This is a genomic window from Pseudomonas sp. PS02303, assembly GCF_029959925.1.
In the GTDB taxonomy this organism is placed as follows: Bacteria; Pseudomonadota; Gammaproteobacteria; order Pseudomonadales; family Pseudomonadaceae; genus Aquipseudomonas; species Aquipseudomonas mandelii.
The window spans coordinates 19,792-39,913 of sequence record NZ_JASCOM010000037.1 but is presented as its reverse complement, the minus strand read 5'-3'; the positions used below and the strand labels follow the sequence as shown (position 1 = coordinate 39,913).

At 59.4% G+C, this 20,122-nt stretch carries 21 protein-coding genes and 1 pseudogene; 8 read left to right on the top strand and 14 right to left on the bottom strand.

Annotation, left to right across the window (positions count from 1 at the left end):
- Positions 1-44: 44 nt before the first annotated feature.
- Positions 45-1,301, bottom strand: a pseudogene (locus tag QMX98_RS11995) (monovalent cation:proton antiporter-2 (CPA2) family protein); the annotation flags it as partial.
- A 206-nt stretch (positions 1,302-1,507) separates the two neighbouring features.
- Between QMX98_RS11995 and QMX98_RS11990 the strand changes: the two are divergent.
- The 3 genes from QMX98_RS11990 to QMX98_RS11980 all read left to right on the top strand — a co-directional run bounded on the left by QMX98_RS11990 (position 1,508) and on the right by QMX98_RS11980 (position 3,192).
- Positions 1,508-1,744 (top strand): glutaredoxin family protein, encoded by a 237-nt coding sequence (locus tag QMX98_RS11990; RefSeq protein ID WP_010461255.1) that lies wholly within the window; start codon positions 1,508-1,510, stop codon positions 1,742-1,744.
- Between the two features lie 168 nt (positions 1,745-1,912).
- Complete coding sequence (locus tag QMX98_RS11985; protein ID WP_010461253.1) at positions 1,913-2,230, top strand: transcriptional regulator; 318 nt, start codon at positions 1,913-1,915, stop codon at positions 2,228-2,230.
- Positions 2,231-2,301: 71 nt separating this feature from the next.
- Entirely contained in the window at positions 2,302-3,192 is an 891-nt protein-coding gene (locus tag QMX98_RS11980) for a pseudouridine synthase (protein ID WP_282410803.1), read from the top strand.
- A 69-nt stretch (positions 3,193-3,261) separates the two neighbouring features.
- Here the strand turns inward: QMX98_RS11980 and QMX98_RS11975 are convergent, their stop codons facing one another.
- Together QMX98_RS11975 and mobA are read right to left on the bottom strand one after the other, a co-directional pair.
- Positions 3,262-3,483 (bottom strand): YgdI/YgdR family lipoprotein, encoded by a 222-nt coding sequence (locus QMX98_RS11975; RefSeq protein ID WP_010461249.1) that lies wholly within the window; start codon positions 3,481-3,483, stop codon positions 3,262-3,264.
- Positions 3,484-3,559: 76 nt separating this feature from the next.
- Complete coding sequence (gene mobA, locus QMX98_RS11970) at positions 3,560-4,162, bottom strand: molybdenum cofactor guanylyltransferase MobA (RefSeq protein WP_221108813.1); 603 nt, start codon at positions 4,160-4,162, stop codon at positions 3,560-3,562.
- 81 nt (positions 4,163-4,243) lie between these two features.
- On the opposite strand from mobA, the gene moaB reads away from it, so the two are divergent.
- Both moaB and glp read left to right on the top strand, forming a co-directional pair.
- Entirely contained in the window at positions 4,244-4,783 is a 540-nt protein-coding gene (moaB, locus tag QMX98_RS11965; protein ID WP_221108814.1) for a molybdenum cofactor biosynthesis protein B, read from the top strand.
- Complete coding sequence (gene glp / locus QMX98_RS11960; RefSeq protein ID WP_282410802.1) at positions 4,767-5,993, top strand: gephyrin-like molybdotransferase Glp; 1,227 nt, start codon at positions 4,767-4,769, stop codon at positions 5,991-5,993. The genes moaB and glp overlap by 17 nt, the downstream gene beginning before the upstream one ends.
- A 66-nt stretch (positions 5,994-6,059) precedes the next feature.
- On the opposite strand, the gene QMX98_RS11955 is transcribed toward glp, so the two are convergent.
- Positions 6,060-6,368, bottom strand: coding sequence for a hypothetical protein (locus QMX98_RS11955; RefSeq protein ID WP_077747906.1), 309 nt, complete (start codon positions 6,366-6,368; stop codon positions 6,060-6,062).
- A 323-nt stretch (positions 6,369-6,691) separates the two neighbouring features.
- Here QMX98_RS11955 and yegS point away from each other — a divergent pair, with 323 nt between their 5' ends.
- Positions 6,692-7,609 (top strand): lipid kinase YegS, encoded by a 918-nt coding sequence (gene yegS / locus QMX98_RS11950; protein WP_282410801.1) that lies wholly within the window; start codon positions 6,692-6,694, stop codon positions 7,607-7,609.
- Here yegS and QMX98_RS11945 read toward each other — a convergent pair.
- From QMX98_RS11945 to QMX98_RS11935, 3 genes are all read right to left on the bottom strand, one after another.
- Positions 7,593-8,252: a response regulator transcription factor gene (locus QMX98_RS11945; protein WP_282410800.1), complete on the bottom strand. Its 660-nt coding sequence runs from the start codon at positions 8,250-8,252 to the stop codon at positions 7,593-7,595. The two genes, yegS and QMX98_RS11945, sit on opposite strands and share 17 nt — an antisense overlap.
- Positions 8,249-9,142: a sensor histidine kinase gene (locus QMX98_RS11940; protein WP_042932235.1), complete on the bottom strand. Its 894-nt coding sequence runs from the start codon at positions 9,140-9,142 to the stop codon at positions 8,249-8,251. Before QMX98_RS11940 ends, QMX98_RS11945 begins: the two co-directional genes overlap by 4 nt.
- A gap of 399 nt (positions 9,143-9,541) precedes the next feature.
- Complete coding sequence (locus QMX98_RS11935) at positions 9,542-10,012, bottom strand: hypothetical protein (RefSeq protein WP_221108817.1); 471 nt, start codon at positions 10,010-10,012, stop codon at positions 9,542-9,544.
- Positions 10,013-10,474: 462 nt separating this feature from the next.
- Between QMX98_RS11935 and QMX98_RS11930 the strand changes: the two genes are divergently transcribed.
- Positions 10,475-11,410, top strand: a complete 936-nt coding sequence (locus QMX98_RS11930; RefSeq protein WP_282410799.1) for a chemotaxis protein CheV — start codon at positions 10,475-10,477, stop codon at positions 11,408-11,410.
- A 198-nt stretch (positions 11,411-11,608) separates the two neighbouring features.
- Positions 11,609-12,415 carry an MOSC domain-containing protein gene (locus tag QMX98_RS11925; protein WP_221108818.1) on the top strand — a complete coding sequence of 269 codons (807 nt, stop codon included), beginning with the start codon at positions 11,609-11,611 and terminating at the stop codon, positions 12,413-12,415.
- 71 nt (positions 12,416-12,486) lie between these two features.
- Here QMX98_RS11925 and QMX98_RS11920 read toward each other — a convergent pair whose 3' ends face one another.
- The 7 genes from QMX98_RS11920 to QMX98_RS11890 form a co-directional block, all read right to left on the bottom strand.
- Positions 12,487-12,771, bottom strand: coding sequence for a pyrimidine/purine nucleoside phosphorylase (locus tag QMX98_RS11920; protein ID WP_010461229.1), 285 nt, complete (start codon positions 12,769-12,771; stop codon positions 12,487-12,489).
- Between the two features lie 61 nt (positions 12,772-12,832).
- Entirely contained in the window at positions 12,833-13,381 is a 549-nt protein-coding gene (locus QMX98_RS11915; protein WP_010461227.1) for an exonuclease domain-containing protein, read from the bottom strand.
- Between the two features lie 71 nt (positions 13,382-13,452).
- Entirely contained in the window at positions 13,453-15,414 is a 1,962-nt protein-coding gene (locus tag QMX98_RS11910) for an acetyl/propionyl/methylcrotonyl-CoA carboxylase subunit alpha (protein WP_282410798.1), read from the bottom strand.
- Between the two features lie 133 nt (positions 15,415-15,547).
- Positions 15,548-16,345, bottom strand: coding sequence for an enoyl-CoA hydratase-related protein (locus QMX98_RS11905; protein ID WP_282410797.1), 798 nt, complete (start codon positions 16,343-16,345; stop codon positions 15,548-15,550).
- Positions 16,342-17,499: a citronellyl-CoA dehydrogenase gene (gene atuD / locus QMX98_RS11900; protein WP_083374689.1), complete on the bottom strand. Its 1,158-nt coding sequence runs from the start codon at positions 17,497-17,499 to the stop codon at positions 16,342-16,344. Before atuD ends, QMX98_RS11905 begins: the two co-directional genes overlap by 4 nt.
- A gap of 132 nt (positions 17,500-17,631) precedes the next feature.
- On the bottom strand, positions 17,632-19,248 hold the full coding sequence (gene atuC, locus QMX98_RS11895; protein ID WP_282410796.1) for a geranyl-CoA carboxylase subunit beta: 1,617 nt from the start codon (positions 19,246-19,248) through the stop codon (positions 17,632-17,634).
- 3 nt (positions 19,249-19,251) lie between these two features.
- Entirely contained in the window at positions 19,252-20,121 is an 870-nt protein-coding gene (locus tag QMX98_RS11890; RefSeq protein ID WP_282410795.1) for an SDR family oxidoreductase, read from the bottom strand.
- Position 20,122: the final 1 nt, after the last annotated feature.

Here is a 20,122-nt window from a genome sequence, read left to right as displayed (position 1 = left end):
TTTTATATTGTCTGGGGGGGGGGGGGGCGGGCCCCCCCCCCCGCGCGGCCGATCGACTGACCCACGCGACCGTAACCACAGATCACAACGTGGTTGTGCAAGTCGGCGTTAAGCGCGCTGATTTCTGCCAGTTTTGCTTCTTCGTTGGGCTTGCGATGCAGGCGTGTCGCAATGTGGGGGGCGGCGCGCAGCAACAACGGTGTCACCAGCATCGAGCAGAATGTCGCGGCCAGCAGAAGACCTCCGAAGTCGGCGGGCATCAGTTTGTTTTGCTGCATCTGCGCCATCAAGGCAAAGCAGAACTCGCCACCCTGAGCCAATGCAAGGCCGCTGCGCCAGGCGGTTTCGCCGTCGCTGCCGCGCCATTTGACCAGCAGCGCGACCACTGTGCCCTTGATGAGCAGTAACCCAAGCGTCAGGCCGAGAACCATAAGGCCGTGGCTGACAAACAGCTGCAAGTCGATCAGCATGCCGATGCTGACGAAAAACAACCCGAGCAAGATGTCGCGGAACGGCCGGATGTCCGCCTCGATCTGGTGCCGATAGTGGCTTTCCCCCAGCAGCATGCCGGCGAGAAATGCACCCAGGGCAGGGGAGAGACCGAGCAGGTGAGTCAGCCACGCGGTCAGCAAAACGATGACCAGCGCCAGCAGCACGAACAGCTCCGGGGAGCGGGCGGCGGCAACTTCATGGAACAGGCGGGGCAACAACCATCGACTGGCCAGCAACAAACCACCGAACAGCACCAAGGTCTTGCCCAGCGTCAACGGCAATGCCCAATACCAGGCTTGATCGCTGTTGCCGGCGAACACCGGCACCAGGGTCAGCAACAGCACCGCCACCACATCCTGGAACAGTAACACGGCGATGGCATTCTGGCCGTGACTGCTGAATATCTCGCCGAGGCTGCTCAGCTCCTTGCTGACTATGGCCGTAGAAGACAGCGACAGACCGGCACCGAGTAACAACGCGGGCGTCGTCGGCATGCCGAACAGCATCAGCAATGCCCCCATCAAAATCCCGGACACCAACACTTGCAGGCTACCAAGGCCGAACACCACCCGACGCAGCTCGATCATCTTCGACAGGGAAAACTCCAGCCCAAGGGAGAACAGCAGAAACACCACGCCCAACTCGGCCAGGTCTGGCAACTCTTCGCTTTCATTCACCCAGTTGAACGCCGTCGGCCCGATCATCAGCCCTACGCACAGGTAGCCCAGCACCGGAGGCAAACGCAGGCGCTGGAACAATGCAATCACCACCAGGGAGGAGGCGAGAATGATCAAGAGGTTGGCGAACACGAAAAACTCCGGTGAGGGGCTGGCTACTCAAGCGTAGAAGTAAAAAAAACCTGAGCATCACGTAATTGGCCGCTGGAGCGACTGATATGCGTCAGGGTTTTACCGCCGCCCATTGCGATTTGTGCTCAAGGGCAGAAAATTCACTGGCTCGACGGCTTTTCGGAGCAAGCCTAGAATAGGTTCTTAATTTTTTAGGTTGAGCGCTCATGCTTCCTGAATGTCAGTTGTTCGGCACCCTTGGGTGCCACCTCTGTGAAGTGGCCGAAGCCATGCTGATGGAGTTTGTCGAACGTGGTCTGCTGGTGGAGCTGGTAGATATCGCTGAAGATGAAACATGGTTCGAAGCTTACAGCCTGCGTATCCCGGTGCTACGGCGGGTCGATACCGGCGCTGAACTGGGCTGGCCATTCAATGCCGACGAGGTGGTGGCGTTCCTGCGTTAAGCGGTTTTGTGGTTGGCGATGTCCCGTTTGTCGAACTTTGCGAATGATCCCCTTGGCTTAACCGATGCTCTTCGGATACTGTATGCGCATACAGTTATTCGTAATATTGCCGTTCGCCGCTGGTTTTCAGGTTCGAGCAGGCAGTATCGGGCGTGAGAGGGGAAGATCGTGGTCAATGTCGAACAATTGAAAAACAGCGTGAACCGGATGTCGGTTGATGTTGTGCGCGAGGCGGTCCTCGAATTGCGTCTGGATGGTCTGGTCACGGAAGGAAAAACACCCTTCAACAAACTGCACTTCAACACCTGCTTTGCCGAAATCGAAGCGTTGTTCCAGCGCGCGGGTTATCACCGCCAGCTCGATGTCGTGGGTTATCAGGGCTTGTTGTACGCGCTTTATGATCCAGGCCGCTGGGAAGCGGTCGATGTGCTGCGCTGGCTCAAGGAGTTCACCGAAGCGGCGGCGCGCAAGCAGATGCCGGCGTGAGGATTCTCTTCTAGGTTCGTTCCGGCCACTGTTGGATAATGCTGGCCTGTATTGAGGGTCAGAGCGTTTGTATGTCCACTTCATCTTTTTCTGCTTCGCACAACCAGGCCAGCACGCTCTATTTGCCGCCGGGTCCGTGGCAGACCGTGCTCGATTGCCTGTGCGACCACTTCAGCGCTATTGGTCGTGAACAATGGCTGGACAGGATTGCTCGTGGTCGCGTGCTTGACGGGCACGGTCAACCGATCGCTCTGGATCTGCGTTACAAGGAAGGCCTGCGGATTCATTACTTTCGTGAGGTGCCGGACGAAAAACCGATCCCGGTGGTCGAGTCGATCCTGTATGCCGACGAGCATCTGGTGGTGGCGGACAAGCCGCATTTTCTGCCAGTGACGCCTGCCGGGGAATACGTGGAGCAGACGTTGTTGCGGCGGCTGATCCGTCGCCTGGATAACCCGAATCTTGTGCCTTTGCATCGCATTGACCGGCACACGGCGGGACTGGTGTTGTTTTCAGCGAACCCTGAGAGTCGCTCGGCTTACCAGTCATTGTTTCCTACACGAAATATCGAAAAACGCTACGAAGCAATCGCCCGCGCATTGCCTGAACTCACCTTTCCACTGGTTCATAAAAGTCGGCTGGTCGATGGCGAGCCATTCTTTCGCATGCAGGAAGGTCCGGGTACCAGCAACACCGAGACGGCAGTTGAGGTTCGTGAGAAGAACGGCGATCTCTGGCGTTATGGACTTTATCCAGTGACCGGCAAGAAGCATCAGTTGCGGGTGCACATGACTGTTTTGGGCGCCAGTATCTGCAACGACCCGTTCTACCCGCAGGTGCTCAAGGATGTCGAGGACGACTATGCCAATCCCTTGAAGCTGCTGGCTCAGGGTTTGCGGTTTGTCGACCCGGTCACAGGTCAACCACGTGAATTCGAGAGCACCATCACCCTGCAATGGTGATCACAGTGCATCAGGCACGAAAAAGCCCGCATCAAGCGGGCTTTTCTGTATCCGGTGGTGCCGTAACCATTACAACTCTTTAACGGTACGAACCTGATCCTTGTTGATGCGGGTGTGTTTGCCATCAAGCTGTTCGAACTCGTAGAAACCCGATTCGTCATCGTATTTTGGCGCGTCGACGGCCTGGATTTCGCGACCGTCATTCAAGGTGATCACTGTAGGCGATGCGCAACCGGCGAGGGTTGCAAGGCCCAGTGCGAGCATGAGAGTGGCGAGGGTCCGTTGAGTCATGAGTGTGTCTCCGAATATGAATTCTTTTGGTTACTGAGCTTGAGACGTATGCAACGCGCGCAAGTTCCTTCTCGTGTCAGTCTGACACAGTGTTGTGTGCACTTAACAGCTCCGGCGTGTTGAGGTTGGCCAGGCGAGGATCGTTATCGGGACATTGCAGGGCGGTAGCGCCCAATTTGCGCATGAGGCGTCCCGGACTGCGTTCGCCCTCATTCCAGGCTCTTTCAAACGCTGCCGAAAGCGCCACCGGGATGATGCACAGCAACGGCTCCCAGTGTTCGTTATGGCGCAGCATCAGCGGTTTGTCCGGATGCTGGCGGGCGGTTTCGCGCATGCTCTGGAGCAGGGCCGCATCGATGCGCGGCACATCGCACGGCAACACCAGCAGACAGGCGTGGCGGGCGGCCTTGAGGCCGGCGCGAATACCGGCCAAGGGTCCCGGGAAGTCGCCTTCATCGTCATGGACCAACTGGTCGGCAAAAGGCGCATATTTTTCCAGGTTCCTGTTGCAGGAGATGATCAGATCATCACTCAGCGCGCGGGTCTTGCGATGCAGGTGCGCGATCAGTGGCTCGCCATGCCATTCCAGCAAACCCTTGTCCTGGCCGCCCATGCGTTGGCCTCGACCACCGGCCAGGAGCAGAATGGAGCAGGGCGGCAAATGTGTACTCAAGGTCATGGCACGTCTCCATGGGGGCGGCGAAAAAACGGAGCGCTGTGATATAACACCGGGCTGTTTATCCTACAACTGGACGAGCCTATGAAAGCCAAGGCTGAAGTACCTTTCGCGCCGCTCAACATCGCGGTGTTGACGGTCAGCGATACCCGCACCCTGGAAACCGATACGTCAGGGCAGCTTTTCGTCGACCGCTTGAGCGCTGCCGGCCATAACCTGGCTGCTCGGGTTTTGCTTAAAGATGATCTCTACAAAATTCGCGCGCAAGTCGCCAACTGGATTGCCGATGATGTCGTGCAGGTGGTGTTGATCACCGGCGGTACCGGGTTCACGGGGCGCGACAGCACGCCGGAAGCGGTGAGCTGTCTGCTTGACAAGCAAGTCGACGGTTTCGGCGAGTTGTTCCGGCAGATTTCGGTCGCGGACATCGGCACTTCGACTGTTCAGTCCCGGGCCCTGGCGGGTTTGGCCAATGGCACGCTGGTCTGCTGTTTGCCGGGTTCGACCAATGCTGTGCGCACTGGCTGGGATGGCATTCTCGCCGAACAGCTGGATTCGCGGCACCGTCCCTGCAATTTCGTCGCTCACCTTAAACAGGCGGCACCTTGTGAATCCCGTGGGTAAGCCCGGCAAAGCCGGTAGCTTGATGGCGGTCGAAGTCGCGCTGGCGCGTTTGCTGGAAATGGCTGAGGCATCAACGATAGGTGAGCGTGAGCGCTTGCCGTTGGCACAGGTTGAAGGTCGCATACTGGCCGACGACCTGGTCTCGACGCTTGATCTGCCGCCCTGGCCGAATAGTGCCATGGACGGCTATGCCTTGCGCGTCGCTGACTGGACGGGCGAACCCTTAATGGTCAGTCAGAAGATTTTCGCCGGCCAGGCACCCGGACCATTGAAGCCAGGTACCTGCGCCCGAATCTTTACCGGTGCGCCTGTACCGGCAGGTGCCGATTGCGTCGAGATGCAGGAGAACGCCGAGGTTCAGGCGGACGAGCGCGTTCGTTTTATCGAGGCAATGGCCCCGGGTCAAAATATTCGCCCGCAAGGCCAGGAAACTACCGTTGGCGAACTTGTTTTGCCGGCGGGCACCCGTCTGGGACCTATCGAGCAGGGCCTGGCGGCGTCGCTGGGATGTGCTGAGCTGAACGTGGTTCGCAAGGTTCGTGTCGCAGTCCTGTCAACCGGAGATGAATTGATAGAGCCGGGCCAGCCCCTCGGGCCGGGACAGATTTACAACAGTAATCGCGTGTTGCTGTGCAGTTGGTTGCAGCGCTTGGGCTGTGAAGTGATCGATGCCGGAATTCTTCCCGATGATTTAGCGGCCACTCGCGCCCGTCTTGGGGAATTGAAGGATGTCGATTTGATCCTTTCTACCGGCGGCGTGTCGGTGGGAGAAGCCGATTTTCTGGGCATTGCCTTGAGCGAAGAGGGCGAGTTGACCCTGTGGAAACTCGCCATCAAACCAGGCAAGCCGCTGACGTTCGGTCATTTTCGCGGCGTCCCCGTGATTGGTTTGCCCGGCAACCCTGCGTCGACGCTGGTTACATTTGCCTTGTTGGCCAGGCCCTATCTTTTGCGCCGCCAGGGTGTGAAAGAGGTCGAGCCATTAAAGTTTCAGGTGCCTGCAGGATTCGACTGGCCAAAGGCTGGTAATCGCCGAGAGTATTTGCGTGGACGCCTGGAGAATGGTCGGGCAATCATCTACAAGAATCAGAGCTCCGGGGTGCTCCGCAGTGCCACTTGGGCTGATGGTCTGGTTGAAGTACTGGAAGACCGCACGTTGATCGAAGGCGATGACGTGAACTTCATTCCGCTGAGCGAAGTCCTGAGCTGATTCTGGCGAAAGTCTTGCCACGCAAGCCCGGTAGATCGTGCCGGAGCTTGCGTGTATGGCTAGCGTTTAACGAACCAGAAGTGACACGACCTGATCAAAGCGGCTGTTGGCGACCCAGCCCAGCAGCCCCAGGACCACGGCTGTTCCACCCGCAGAATAGGCCAGCCTGTGTTTGATGGATTTAACATCGCCACGGACCTCTTCCATGTCTCTTCGGATGTATTTGAGGTGTGTCTCGAGTTCAATGACGCGAGGTTCCATATCAACTCCTCCGGCGGTTTTTGCGCTGTTATTGAATTCAGCCTGATGATTGGCGCGATTGCCTGCCGATGGCGCGACCTGACTGATCGGCAACCTGATGTCATGGCTTTGCATGGGCTGAAACGCTCCTTGCCTTCAAGCCCTTTGGATGGCCGACACTGGTGTTGATTGCGCTTTGTGTGGCCCTTGAAGAAGGTCTACTCATGGTTTTCACATCCCTGTGTATTGAATGTTGATGACTGATGCCGCGGACCTCAAGGTGTACCAATCGCCAAGGTTGGTCAATTGAGCCGATTCCGTACATGTTGTAAGAAAATTTCCCGCGCTGTAGGACCACAAGGCTGTACGGCTCAAAAAAATTCAAATCCCTGCGACTTTTATAGGCGGTGGTGAGGTCAACATCTCTCATACGGAGTCCAAACATGGGAGCGGCAATAATGAGTGAGCGCAAAGCGCTGTTGATTCTGCATGGCAAGCAGGCGCTCAACGAGGAGGTCCGTGCGGCCGTCGACGTTAAACGCCAGCAGGGCTGGGAGTTGGCCGTCCGACTGACCTGGGAGGCGGGTGACGCGCAGCGGCTGGTGGAAGAAGCCTTGAGCGCGGGCTATACGCAACTGATTGCCGGCGGCGGTGATGGCACCTTGCGTGATATCGCTGAGGCCATGGCAGCGCATTCGACGCAGGCCAGTCTGGTGCTGATGCCGCTGGGCACCGCGAACGATTTTGCGCGTGCCGCCGGTGTGCCGCTCGAACCCGCTCTGGCGCTGGACCTTCTGGAGGTTGCACCGCAAGCGATCGATCTGGGCGAGGTGGGCGGTCAAGTCTTTCTGAACATGGCCACCGGCGGCTTTGGCAGTCAGGTCACGGCGAATACCTCGGAAGACTTGAAGAAAGTCCTCGGGGGCGCGGCGTATCTGTTCACCGGGTTGTCGCGCTTCAGCGAACTGCATGCTGCCTACGGCGAGTTGCAGGGGCCGGACTTTCAATGGAGTGGTGAGCTTTTGGCGTTGGGTATCGGCAATGGCCGGCAGGCTGGCGGTGGTCATGTACTGTGCCCGGAGGCGCTGGCTGACGATGGGCTGCTGGATATCAGCATTTTGCCGGCGCCGCAGGAAGTGGTCGGTACGTTGAAAACGCTGCTGGCCGATGGCTTCGGCATCGACAACATGTTTGTGCGAGCTCGCCTGCCATGGGTCGAGATCAAAGTTGCGGAAGGCCTCTACATCAATCTGGATGGCGAACCTATCGAGGGCGAGAGCCTGCGATTCTCGACGCGTCCAGCGGCATTGCGCGTGCATTTGCCGCAGAATTCGCCTCTGCTGAGCGCTTCGAAAACGGTCAGTCGTCCAGGCTGATGATTTTCTCGCGCACGGCAAACAGCACCAGGCCGGCCACGTCGTAGATCTGCAGGCGCTTCATGATCTGCGAGCGGTGGGTTTCAACGGTTTTGATGCTGAGGCCCAGGCCATTGGCGATTTCCCGGGTGGATTTGCCCCGAACAATCAGTCGCAGGATTTCCAGCTGGCGGGCCGTCAGGTTGTGTGAGTCCGCAGCCTCGGGTTGATGCTTCTGGTTACGGATCAGTGCCTGGTTGATAACTGTGTGGGCAATGGCCGGGCTCAGGTAACGCTCGTTGTTGCGCAAGGCATCCAGGGCATGTTCCAGCTCAGTGGCCGTGGTGTCTTTGAGCAAATAGCCATGAGCACCGGACTCAAGCGCCTGCATGATCAGGGCCGGGTCGGTGTGCATCGACAGGATCAACACCTTGCTTTGCGGGCGGACCTGCTTGAGTCGCTGCAAGGCTTCAAGGCCGCCGGTCTGCTTCATGGAGATATCCAGCAGAACGATGTCAGGGGACAGCTTCTCGACCATCTCGAGTAGCTGCGAGCCGTCATTGGCCTCACCAATGACCGCGTAGCCGGGAATATCCAGCACCAGAGCGCGCACGCCTGCCCTGATAAGCGAGTGGTCATCCACCAGAAGTAAGTTACAAGTCAATGCATAACCTTATTCGTACTGGCCCGTTCGAGCGCACGGGGCGCCCAGGGAAAGAGTGCTTCGATTTGAGTGCCTTTGCCCGGCTCGCTGGTCACGACCAGGGTACCGCCCAGTTGATCGATCCGTTCCACCATCCCGGCCATCCCGCGTTGCCCCTCTCGACCGGGGTCTGCGGCTGGTGCGAACCCCAGGCCGTCGTCGCTGATCAGCAGCGCCAAACCCTGGGGCATGCGTTGCAGGCGGATCAGCAGGTTATTCGCTTCGGCATGGCGAAGAATATTGGTCACCGCTTCCTGGGTGATTCGAAAGGCGGCCACCGCCATTTCTTCCGGTATGCCCGTCAGGCGTTGATGGCATTCCAGGCTCCAGTGAATTGAAGTATTGGCCAGGGTCTTGAGCAAATGCGCACGCAGGCTGGCTTCAAGTCCGAGGCTGGCCAACTGCCTGGGATTGAGAATGGCCGAGACATCGCGAACCTTGGCAAGGGTTTCGTCCAGTGTGTCGCAGAGCACTGTGCACTGGCCTTGCATGTCTTCAGGCATCCGGCGTTTGAGCCATTCACTTTGAAGTTTTGCCGCGGTCAGCAACTGGCCGATGTCGTCATGTAGTTCCCTGCTGAGACGATGACGTTCATTTTCCTGGACCTCAAGTAGACGATCGGCTAGTTCTTGTGGCTGAAATTTTATTGATTTGCTCGACAGGAAATGTTGTACCCAGACGCAGCCAAGTGCCGCCATGTTCAGTACCAGCAGACTCATCGGCACTGAAGCAGACAAGCTGAAAACCAGCAGGCTGCCAAGTGCCGAGGCGGTGCACAGCAAAAGCGTTAACCGCCGCGCATTTTTTTGGGAGGGGAGCCGTGGGGTGAATGACTTGAGGCTGGCGTACATAGCGGATGGAGCCAATGGATGTTCGCTGCGGGCAGACCGGCCATCGTGGATGACGGGTCTCTGTCTGAAATCTGTAGTGACTCGTCTCTAGCCGTGCAATCCAGGGCGGGGGCTGACAACACCTTCAAATTCGGCCTGCACTCGTCTGGAGTCACTTTGACATTAGAATGGCGTCAACTAATGGTCGGCATAATACCATTTAAGCTACCGTTGGTCGCGTTCGGTATATATGTCTATTCAGTCAGGAATTAAGGGTTTAGGACGATAGTTCCATAATGGAAAAAGTTTAACGGAGGGAATAGTTATTTGCATCGAGCTGTCGTTGACATGAGCACACCCCAATTAATGAGCGGCATCATGACAATGATAATACGCAATAAGGCTTGGTTATCTGGCGGATTAAGCCTGCCGCTCAGAATAGGAAACAAGCGTGAAGGGTTTGGAATTAACCGGAGGCTGGAAATGACTTTGTCCTACCTGAAACGCAAAGGCTTCAATCAGGGAAGTCTGTTCACTTTCATCCAGGCTGAGTTGGCCGGTGGTCTGATCGATGAGTTCGAGTTGCCAGGCCATCAACGTAAAGCAGTCCTTCAGCGCACACAGGGCCTGGTCGTTCAGTTCCATGTGGCCTTGTGCGTGGTTCAACAAGCCATGGATGTGCAGCGAAAATTCAGAAACCGCCTCCAGGGCCAGGGCATCCGCCTTACTCGCTAATTTAAGCAGGCTGCTGAGCATGCAATCGATTGCGTCTTTGTCATTGCTGATCAACTGCAGATGGCTAAGGCACTCTTCCGATTTGGCCAGGAGTGTTTCAGCCTCGACGAGGAACTCCGGAAAGCGCTGAGCCCACTGTTTAGTGTCGTTCGGCATGCTTATCTCCACAACGTCATGTCAAATGAGGGGATGTCGTGTGTGTCGACGAAGACGTCCAGCGTCCCGGCGCTGCCGTGCCGGCATGAGATCGCGCTCCGGCTGGCCTGGGCGCAGGCTGGGGAACTCGAGAGGGTGGATGGCCACTTACCTGCGATCGCACACAAAAGCCTGACTCCGTTCATGCAATGAGAATGGCGTCACATTAATGGCTATTGGATATTGCGAATATCAGGTTGGGCCTGATTGTTACTAGGGGAATCCCTTACACAAGGGAACCTAACGTGCAAACCGAGGTCGCGCCGCAGGGGATGAAGCAGATGAAATCGCTGCGCCAGTAAAGCATGATGTTAATGTGGCATCAATGCCCGATCATGGCATTTTGTCTCAGGGTCAAGGTCTGGCCAAAACTGCCGATAACCCTCTTTAGTGAATTCATCAGAACAAGCCCAGGAGTCATTAATGGCCGGCATTCTCGACACGGTAGACCAACGCACACAACTGGTGGGTGAGAATCGCCTGGAAATTCTCATGTTCCGGCTGGCCGGTCGGCAATTGTTCGCGATCAACGTTTTTAAAGTGCAGGAAGTGTTGCAACTGCCGAAGCTGACCCTAATGCCCCAGCGCCATCCGTTTGTCTGCGGCGTGGTCAACTTGCGTGGGCAGACGTTGCCGGTGATTGACCTGTCCCACGCCATCGGCATGCGTCCGCTGGTGCCTGGCCCTACCAGTACGATCATCGTCACCGAGTACAACCGTTCAGTGCAGGCGTTCCTGGTTGGCGGCGTAGACCGCATCGTCAACATGAACTGGGAAGCCATTCTGCCGCCGCCGGCCAGCGCCGGCCGCCAGCATTACCTGACCGCCATCAGCAAGGTCGACGATCAGTTGGTGGAAATCATCGACGTCGAAAAAGTCCTGGCCGAAATCGTGCCGTACAACGCCAAGGTCTCGCGCGAGAAACTCGACGACCCGGTGCTGGAGCGCGCCCGTGGTCGTGAAGTGCTGTTGGTGGATGACTCCAACGTTGCCCTGTCGCAACTGCGCGACACCCTGGGCCAGTTGGGCGTGAAGATGCACATCGCCAGCGACGGCTTGAAGGCGCTGAACATGCTCAAGGCCTGGGCCGATACGGGCGTGTCGATGACCGACAAACTGCTGATGGTCTTTACCGACGCGGAAATGCCGGAAATGGACGGCTATCGCCTGACCACCGAAATCCGCAACGACCCGCGCTTGCGTGGCCTGTACGTGGTGCTGCATACGTCGCTGTCGGGCAGTTTCAACGACTCTATGGTCAAGAAGGTCGGCTGCGACAATTTCCTCTCCAAGTTCCAGCCGGACAAACTCGTCGACGTAGTGCGTCAGCGCCTGATGCTCGACGAAGTGCCGGCCTGACACGATTTAGGCTGCACACGATCAACCTGTAGCGAGCCTGCTCGCGAAGAGGCCATCACTGTCAACATTGATATTGGCTGATACATCGCCTTCGCGAACAGGCCCGACCCAAAAGGTAAACAGAGATCGGTTTTCTGCCTTTGATTCGGCGACCAAGCTCGTATAGGGTGGCATTTTTTGCCCACCAGGGAGCTGGCCATGTTGCGTCTGAGCGCGCTTTACCGTTATCCGTTGAAATCCGGCAAGGCCGAGGCCCTGGAGCAGATTTGTCTCGACAAACTGGGGCTGGACGGTGACCGACGCTGGATGCTCGTGGACGAGGCCAATGGGCGCTTCCTGACCCAGCGCACGGTGGGGAAGATGAGCCAGCTGTCGGCGTTATGGAATGCTGACGGCGGCTTGACCCTCAGTGCACCCGGGCGTCCGGCAATCGATATTGCCTTGCCGGGTAGCGGGGCTGAACTGCGGGGCGTGACGATCTTCAAAGACAGCCTGCGCGTGCCCGATGCCGGCGATGAAGCCGGCGCCTGGGTCAGTGAGTTCATTGGAAAGCCGACGCGCCTGGTGCAAATTCCTCTGGATCGCGCGCGCACCACACAAGCGGGCTATGGCCGGAATGACGATCAAGTGGCGTTCGCCGATGGCTTCCCGCTGTTGCTGATCGGGCAGGCGTCCCTGGAAGACCTCTCGAAAAATGTCGGGCGCCCGCTGGAAATGCTGCGCTTTCGACCAAACCTGGTGATCGAGGGCAGCGAGGCGTTTGCCGAGGACAACTGGAAGCGTATTCGCATCGGGGATGTTGAGTTGCGCGTGGTCAAGCCCTGTTCGCGCTGCATCCTGACCACCATCGATCCGCAAACCGGTGAGCGCAGCAGTGATCGCGAGCCTCTGGCCACGTTGCAGAAATACCGTTCCCAGGCGGACGGTGCAATGTTCGGGCAGAACCTGGTCAACGACAGCAATGGCCAACTTGAAGTCGGCATGCCAGTGACGATTCTGGAATAAACACACGAAAAAAAAATGCCCAGGTCCTAAGGGGCCCGGGCATTTTTTTGTCGTTGTGAAAACCCGGGGGTTTAGCCGCGGTATTCGCACAGGTAAGCGGTGTCGACGGCCACTTTCAGCTGGAATTTGCTGTTGGCAGGCACGTTGAACTGGCTGCCGGCGGCGAAGGTTTCCCAATCGGTGCTGTCAGGCAGTTTGACGGTGAGGGCGCCAGTCACCACGTGCATGATTTCACGCTGGCTGGTGCCGAATTCGTATTCGCCCGGAGCCATGACGCCGATGGTCGCAGGACCTTCAGCGGTGCCAAAGGCGATCGACTTGACGGTGCCGTCGAAGTACTCGTTGACTTTAAACATGGGCGATTCCTCGAAAAGGGCTAAAAAGGGCCGGCCAGTATGCACAAGGCCTTGAACGCCGTCACCTCTCTGGCGGGAGAACCTGTGGCAACAGGCGCGCCGTATTGCGCGCATCTTCCAGCGCCCGATGCTGTTGGCCATTGAACTGCATGCCCGCCAGTTGCAGCGCGCCGTTGAGCCCCAGCGGGCGTTCCAGGCGCCGGGCCTTGGCAAAGCGCTGTTTGAGATTCATGTGCGGCACTTTCTCAAGCACGCTGCACAAATGCAGTCGCTGCCATTCCTGAAGCAGTTGCTTGCGGTCGTAATCGCCCCAACTGGCCCAGCCCTCCAGCTCCGATTGATGGCGCACGAGCCATTGCTCGAATGACGGCCAGACCTCACTCAGCGTCTGCGCTGCGTCGACGTTGGCCTGAGTGATGTGCGTCAGCTCCCGGCAAAACGGCGTCAGCAAAGGCCGACGCAGTGGCCGAACGAAGCACTGGAAACAATCCACCTCGCGCCCTTTTCGGTCCACCAGGGTGGCTCCGATTTCGATGATTTCCATTTCCGTAACTGGCCAGCCACCGTCATCGGTGGTGGCTTCCAGATCGATCACCAGCCAGTGAGGCATCGCAGGGTTCCTGGTATCCGCGTCCTGATAGGGCTTGAGCGTAGCCAAAGCCGGCGGATCCGCCTAGCGGCTTATTCGACCTCCAACAAAATTTGACGATTCTTGACCTGATCGCCGACTCGCACCTTCAAGCGTTTAAGCACGCCGTCGATCCCTGATTTGAGCGGGTGCTCCATTTTCATCGCTTCGAGCACCACCAGCAGTTGACCTTTGCTGACCGGGCTGCCCTCGCTGACCAGTACGTCGACGATCGCCCCGTCCATGGGGGCCTTGAGGGTGCCGGAGCTGACACTGGCCTGGCTGCTGACCAAGGCTTGGGTCCGATCGACCAGACGCAGGCTGCCGGGGCGGGTGAACAGCCAGAGTTGCCCGCCCGCGAGGCGGTAGGCATGGCGTTGGCGGATGCCGTCGATCATCAGGGTTGCCCAGTGCCCGTCGCACTGAATGACCTTCAATTCGAGGGTTCGGCTGCCGACTTGCAAGCGGTACGGTGAGTCAGGCGCTGCGTTCAGTTCCACTGGCCAGTCCTGATCCTCCAGGCCTATTCGCAGATGCAGGGGCACGCTGGCGTTGTTTCGCCAACCGGCCAGCGGGGCGCGGTGAGCCTGCGCCGAGGCGTGATAGAACAACGCCGCCGCAATGGCCAGTTCTTCGGCGCTCGGCACCATCGGATGCAGACAAGGATGGTCGGCGAAACAGCTCGGGATAAACCCGGTGCTGAACTCGCCGCTGATGAACTGCGGGTGTTGCAGCAGGCTGGCGAGCAAGCGCTGATTGCTTTGCACGCCCAGCAACACGCTGTCCTGCAACGCCCGCAGCAGCTTGCGCCGCGCTTCTTCACGGGTGGCTCCGTGGGCAATGATCTTGCCCAGCAGCGGATCGTAGAACGGGCTGATGTTCTGGCCTTCGATCAAACCGTGATCGATCCGCACACCGTCTTGCAACGCCAGCTCCCACGCCTCGACTCGCCCGGTTTGTGGCAAAAAGCCCTGGGCCGGATCTTCGGCGTACAAACGCACTTCCATGGCATGCCCGTTGAGCTGCACTTCTTCCTGGCTCAACGGCAGCGGCAGGCCCTCGGCGACGTGCAGCTGCCAGGCCACCAGATCAAGGCCGGTGATCAATTCGGTCACCGGGTGCTCCACTTGCAGCCGGGTGTTCATCTCCAGAAAGTAGAACTGCCCGCGCGCGTCCAGCAAAAACTCAACGGTGCCGGCGCCCACGTAATTCACCGCGCGCCCAGCCTTCAACGCCGCTTCGCCCATGGCTTGGCGCAACTCGGTGGTCATCACCGGGCAGGGTGCTTCTTCGATGACTTTTTGGTGGCGACGCTGGATCGAACAGTCGCGTTCGCCGAGGTAGATCAGGTTGCCGTGCTGGTCGCCGAACACCTGAATTTCGACATGGCGCGGATCGATCAGCGCTTGTTCGAGAATCAGTTCGTCGCTGCCAAACCCGTGCAGGGCTTCGGAGCGCGCGGTTCGCAGCTGTTCCAGCAAATCGTCGGCGCTGTGCACCAGGCGCATGCCGCGTCCGCCGCCGCCGGCGCTGGCCTTGATCATCAGCGGATAGCCGATGCGTGCGGCTTCGCGGCTCAGGGTCGCATCGTCCTGTTCGGCGCTCTGATAGCCTTTGATGCAGGGTACGCCGGCCGCGAGCATGGCGAGTTTCGACAGGCGCTTGCTGCCCATCAATTCGATTGCTTCGGGGCTCGGGCCAATGAAGGTGATGCCGGCGTTTTGGCAGGCGAAGGCGAATTCGGCATTTTCCGAGAGGAAGCCGTAGCCGGGGTGGATCGCGTCGGCACCGCTGCGCCGGGCGGCGTCGATGATCGCCGGGATGTTCAGGTAGGACTGCTGCACCGGGGCCGGGCCGATGTTGACCGCTTCGTCGGCCATTTGGACGTGCAGGGCGTCGGCGTCGGCATCGCTGAATACGGCGACGGTGCGGTAGCCCAGGGCGTGGGCGGTGCGCTGGATGCGGCAGGCGATTTCACCGCGGTTGGCGATGAGGATTTTGCTGAGTCCGGGCATGGGTTGTTCCCTTGTTATTGCGGTGAATGTGATGGCCTCTTCGCAGGCAAGCCTCGCTCCTACAGGTACAGCGATTGCCGCGGGATTGGGCTCGGCACAAAACCTGTAGGCGCGAGGCTTGCCCGCGAAGCTTTTAGAGGGCCCACCCCGGTTTACGTTTTTGCACGAAGGCCATCGTCCCCTCGACCCCTTCAGCCCCGGTCACCGCTTCGCTGAACCATCCGGCCGCTTCATCCAGCAACGCGTCCGAAGGCTGCCCCGCACTCGCCAACAACAGTTTTTTGGTCGTGGCATTCGCCCCCGGCGCGCAGCACAACACATGGGCCAGAATTTCATCGAGGCGTTCGGCCAAGGCTTGCGCGTCATGCTCGACGAAATGCACCAAGCCCATGCGCCGTGCCTGGGTGCCATCGAAGCGTGCGGCCGTCAGTGCCAGTCGACGCGCCTGGGTCAAACCGATGCGCTGCACCACAAACGGCGCGATCTGCGCGGGCAACAGACCGAGGCTGGTTTCCGGCAGACCGAACTGCGCCAGGTGATCGGCCAGCGCGACATCGCTGACGCAGGCCAGTCCCAATCCACCGCCGAGCACCGCGCCTTGCAGCACCGTGATGACCACTTGCGGCGCGTGTTGCACCTCTTGCAGCAGCGCGCCGAACGCTCGGTTCAAATCGCGATAGGCGTCCGGGCCTTGAGCCCGGGCATTGGCCATGTCCTTGATGTCGCCGCCAGCACAAAAATGCCCGCCGGCACCGCCGATCACCAGCGCACGAACGGATCGATCGTCACGCACCGCGGCGAGCACCGCACGCAGTTCGGCAACCATCTGCAAGCTCATGGCGTTGCGGCTTTCCGGGCGGTTGAGGGTGATGTGCAGCACGCCGTTATGGGATTCGAGCAGCAAGGTCTGGCAAACCGGCAGGGCGCTCATTTCTTTTTCCCCGGCAGGATGCCCATGAGTTTGCAGATGATGCCCAGCATGATTTCGTCGGCCCCGCCGCCGATCGACACCAGCCGCACGTCACGGTAAGCGCGGGCCACCGGGTTGTCCCACATGAAGCCCATGCCCCCCCAATATTGCAGGCAGCTGTCGCTGACTTCGCGACCCAGGCGCCCGGCCTTGAGTTTGGCCATCGACGCCAGGCGCGTGACGTCCTGGCCTTTGATGTACTGCTCGGTGGCCTGATAGACCAGCGCTCGCAAGCATTCGATTTCGGTTTGCAGTTCGGCCAGGCGAAAGTGAATGACCTGATTGTCGATCAGCGCGCTGCCGAAGGTCTTGCGCTCCTTGCAGTACTCGATGGTGCTGTCGACGCAGTATTCCAGGCCCTTGATCATGTTCGCCGCGCCGAACAGGCGTTCTTCCTGAAATTGCAGCATCTGCATCATAAAGCCCGCGCCTTCATGGCCGATGCGGTTGCGCTGCGGCACGCGCACGTTGTCGAAAAACACTTGGGCGGTTTCCGAACTGCGCATGCCGAGCTTGTCCAGGTGCGAACTTAGGCTGATGCCCGGGGTGTTCATCGGCACCATGATCAGCGATTTGTTGACGTGCGGTTTGTCGTCGGAGGTGTTGGCGAGCAGGCAGATGAAATCGGCGCTCGGCGAGTTGGTGATCCACATTTTGCTGCCGTTGATCACGTAGTCGTCGCCGTCCTTGCGGGCGCTGGTTTTCAATCCGGCGACGTCGGAACCGGCACCGACTTCGGAGACGCCAATGCAACCGACCTGTTCACCGGTAATCGCGGGACGGAGGAATTCTTCGCGCAACTCATCGGAGCCGAAGCGGGCGAGGGCGGGCGTGCACATGTCGGTCTGCACGCCAATGGACATCGGAATCCCGCCACAATGAATCGTGCCGAACTCTTCGGCCGCCACGATCGAATAGCTGTAGTCGAGTCCCATCCCACCGAATTTTTCCGGTTTGGAAATCCCCAGCAGGCCGAGGTCGCCGGCCTTGCGGAAAATCTCGTGGATGGGAAAGCGCCCGGCCTTTTCCCATTCTTCGACGTGGGGATTGATCTCGTGATCGACGAATTGGCGGACCGTGCGACGCAGTGCTTCGTGTTCCTGGGTGAAGATCATTTTTATTGTTCTCCTGACGAACCCGATCGTTCCCACGCTCTGCGTGGTAACGCCTCTTTGGACGCTCTGCGTCCGCTTTTGGGACGCGGAGCGTCCCGGGCTGCATTCCCACGCAGAGCGTGGGAACGATCACTAAAACCGTGCGACGCCAAAACTGTTGGTTTGCAGTGGCCGCACTTCGGCCTCATGACAGATGTCCAGCAAGTAACCGAGCAAGGTCCGGGTATCCCGCGGGTCGATCAGCCCGTCGTCCCACAGGTTGGCGCTGCCATACAGCGCGGTGGACTGGCTGTCGAGTTTCTGCGCGGTCACCTGTTCCAGCATGTCGAGCATTTTGGAGTCCGGCACCAGGCCGTCCTTGAGTTGTTTGGCCTCGGTGACGATGCGCAGCACCTTGCCGGCCTGGGCACCACCCATGACGGCGGTGCGGCTGTTGGGCCAGGCGAAGATGAAACGCGGGTCGAGGCCGCGGCCGCACATCGCGTAGTTGCCGGCGCCGTAGGAGCCGCCGACGACGATGGTCAGTTTAGGCACCCGGGCGTTGGCCACCGCTTGAATCATCTTCGCGCCGTGCTTGATCACGCCTTGCTGTTCCGACTCGGTGCCGACCATGAACCCGGTGGTGTTGTGGAAAAACAGCAGCGGCGTCCGGCTCTGGTCACACAGCTGAATAAATTGCGCCGCCTTGCTCGCCCCCTTGGGCGTGATCGGGCCGTTGTTGCCGATGAATCCGCAGGCGCGGCCCTGAATGTGCAAATGGCCGCAGAGGGTCTGCTGATCGAACTCACCCTTGAACTCGAGGAAGCTCGAACCGTCGGCAATCCGCGCGATGATTTCGCGCACGTCATAGGGCTTTTTCGGATCGTCGGGAATCAGCCCGAGCAACTCGTCGATCGGGTAGAGCGGGTTTTCCCAGTACCGGGCGGGCGCCACCGGTAACCGCGCATTCCACGACAGCAGACTGACAATCTCGCGCACCTGGCGCACGCCATCGGCATCGTTCTCGGCCAGGTATTCGGCGGTGCCGGCGGTTTGTGCGTGCATCTCGGCGCCGCCCAGTTCTTCATCGGTGGCGACTTCCCCGGTGGCGGCCTTGAGCAGCGGCGGGCCGGCCAGAAACAGCTTCGCCTTGCCGCGCACCACCACCACATAATCCGAGAGCCCCGGCTGATAAGCTCCGCCCGCTGTGGCCGAGCCGTGGACCACGGTAATCTGCGGCAGCCCCATGGCCGACATCCGCGCCTGATTGGCAAAGCTGCGCGCGCCTTCGACGAAAATCTCCGCCGCGTAATTGAGATTGGCGCCGCCGCTCTCGGCGAGGGTGATCACCGGCAGTTTGTTTTCCATGGCGATCTGTTGCAGGCGCAGGGACTTTTTCAGACCGCTGGGGGAAATGGTCCCGCCCTTGATCGCACTGTTATTCGCCACCACCAGCACCCGCACGCCGGACACGTAGCCGATCCCGGCGATCAAGCCGCCGCCGGCCGAGCTGCCGTCCTTGTCGTCGTGCAGTTTGTAGCCGGCCAGGCTCGCCAGTTCGAGGAACGGCGCACCAGGGTCGAGCAGCAGATTGAGGCGTTCACGGGGCAGCAACTGGCCGCGCTTGTCGAATTTGGGCTTGGCTTCGGCCGCCTTGTTCAGCAGGTTTTGTTCGAGCTGGCGGACCTGCTCGATGCCGACCAGCATGGCCGTGCGGTTCTGGGCGAACTGTTCGCTGAACGGGTCTACCTGGGACTGGATCACCGGCATGGTTTATTCCTTGTCCTTGAGCACATCAGGAAGGTAGGCGCGGTGAAAACCGTTGTACGACTCACTGTTCGTCGCCTTGTGAATCGGCCACGCCCGACCGCCGAGACTCGCGGCTCCGTCGATGCGCAGCGTACTGCCGCTGATGAACGCGGCGGCCGGGCTGAGCAGGAAAACAATCGCCGCGCTGACTTCGGATTCCGTGCCGATGCGCTTGAGCGGCACATGCTCGCGCAAGGTTGGAATCACCGCTTTGAACGCACCTTCGTAGGTGTCCATACCGCTCGATGCCACCCAACCCGGCGCCACCGCGTTGACCCGCACCCCGGCATAACCCCATTCGAAGGCGGCAGTCTTGGTGAGGTTGTCCATGCCCGAGCGCGCCGCGCCCGAGTGGCCCATGCCGGGCATGCCGCCCCACATGTCGGCGAGCATGTTGACGATGGCGCCGCCGTGTTTGCTCATGGATTGGTTGAACACTTCCCGGGCCATCAGGAAACCGCCCACCAGGTTGGTGCGCATCACGGTTTCGAAACCCTTCTGATTGATCGAGGCCAGTGGCGACGGGTATTGGCCTCCGGCATTGTTGACCAATCCGTGGATCGGGCCGTGCTGGCGGATCAACTCGCTGACCAGATGCCTGACCGCTTCTTCTTCACGAATGTCGCAGGTGGCCCAGTCCGCCTTGCCGCCGTCTTCGGCAATCTCGGCGGCGACGCTTTTCAACTTGTCGGCCTTGCGCCCGATCAGCAGCACATGGGCGCCAAGTGCCGCCAGCTCATGGGCGGTGCACCGACCGATGCCGCTGCCGCCACCGGTGACGATGATGGTTTGGCCTGCAAACAAACCGGCTTTGAAAATCGAATCGTAGGCCATG